The sequence below is a fragment of the Sphingomonas sp. NPDC019816 genome (assembly GCF_050274375.1).
Classification (GTDB): domain Bacteria; phylum Pseudomonadota; class Alphaproteobacteria; order Sphingomonadales; family Sphingomonadaceae; genus Sphingomonas.
This window is the reverse complement of sequence record NZ_JBNNOB010000261.1, coordinates 1-1698: the sequence shown is the minus strand read 5'-3', so window position 1 is coordinate 1698 and position 1698 is coordinate 1. Positions and strand designations below refer to the sequence as shown.

The following is a 1698-nucleotide window of genomic DNA, read 5'->3' as shown; positions in this document are numbered from 1 at the left end:
GATGGTGGTGATGAAGTTGATCGCGCCCAGGATCGACGAGGCGCCCGCCAGGTGGAGCGACAGGATCGCCATGTCCACCGATGGCCCTGGCTCGCCGAAGGTCGACAGCGGCGCATAGGCGGTCCAGCCGACGCCCGCACCCGACCCGAAGAAGGGCGAGGCGAGCAGCAGGGTAAAGGCCGGGATCAGCAGCCAGAAGGACACGTTGTTCATGCGCGGGAACGCCATGTCGGGCGCGCCGATCATGATCGGCACGAACCAGTTGCCGAACCCGCCGATCATCGCGGGCATGACCATGAAGAACACCATGATCAGGCCGTGCGCGGTGATCAGCACGTTCCACAGGTGCAGCGACTGGTCGAGGCTCTGCGCGCCGCCGTGGAGCATCCCGGCCCAGATACCCAGATATTGGATGCCCGGTTCGCGCAACTCGGCGCGCATCAGGCCGGAGATCGCGCCGCCGATGATGCCCGCCACGATCGCGAAGATCAGATAGAGGGTGCCGATGTCCTTGTGATTGGTCGACAGGAACCAGCGCGCGAAGAAGCCGGGCTTGTGATCGGCGTCAGGGTGCGCGTGGTGATGATCCTCATGACCGACGAAAGCCGATCCGGGGTGAAGTGCGGTGTCGGTCATGGCTTATTGTCCAGCGTTGCCGGGGCCGGCCGGATTGCCGGTGGCGCCCTGCGCGGAAGTGGGGGACTGGGCGGGGGTGGCCATATTGTCGGCCGGCCCCGTCACCGCCTCGGCGGCATTGGCCTGCGCCGCCTCGACGGCCGAACCTTCGGCACCCGGTTGCGGGATCACCGAGGAGGAGGGCGCCTTCGTACCCGGCATCTGGCCGCCCTTGGCCGCGACCCAGGCGGCGAACTGCGCCGGGGGCACGGCCTGCACCGCGATCGGCATGAAGGCATGGCGCGCGCCGCACAGCTCCGAACACTGGCCGAAATACAGGCCCGGCTTCTCGATCGTGAAGCTCGTCTCGTTCAACCGGCCGGGCACCGCGTCCAGCTTCATCCAGAAGGCCGGGATCGCCCAGCTGTGGATGACGTCGTTCGAGGTGGTGATCAGGCGGATCGGCACGCCGACGGGCAGGACGATGCGATTGTCGACCGCCAGCAGGCGCGGGCCGTCGGCATCGGTGCGCGCGCGCTCACCGGGGGCCACCTGGTCCTTTTCCTTCAGCATGTTGGCGGTGATCTCGATCCCGCCATGATCCGGGTATTGATAGGTCCAATACCATTGGTTGCCGATCGCCTTGAGCGTGACGGCACCGGCGGGCGCGGGCTTGAACTGCGCCTGGAGCAGCCCGATCGAGGGGATGGCGATCAGGACGAGGACGACGACCGGGCCCAGCGTCCACAGCACCTCGACCAGCGTGTTGTGGCTGGTCTTCGACGCGACCGGGTTGGCGGCGCGGCGATAGCGGAACACGACCCAGGCGAGCAGCAGCAGGACGAGGACGCAGATCGCGGTGATGACGGGCATCAGCACGCCATTGTGCATCCAGTGCGCGAATTCGCCGTTCTTCGTCACCTGCGGCTGAAGCCCGATGCGGCCGTCGATCGGCAGGCCGACATTGGGATCGATCGTGGTCGCGGGCGCGCCGTCCTGCGCCAGCAGCGGGCTGGTGGGCGCAGCGGTCGCCGGTGCGGCGGCGCTGGTCGGTGCGGTGTTGGAGACGCCGGCCCCCTCGGC

The 1698-nt window shown here is 67.9% G+C and carries 2 protein-coding genes; both read right to left on the bottom strand.

Translation table 11 applies throughout. From position 1 onward, the window contains the following. On the bottom strand, positions 1 to 636 hold a 636-nt coding region (locus tag ACQKJZ_RS19245), incomplete at its 3' end, for a cbb3-type cytochrome c oxidase subunit I (protein WP_427733297.1). A 3-nt stretch (positions 637 to 639) separates the two neighbouring features. Then, on the bottom strand, positions 640 to 1698 hold a 1059-nt coding region (coxB, locus tag ACQKJZ_RS19240), incomplete at its 5' end, for a cytochrome c oxidase subunit II (protein WP_427733295.1).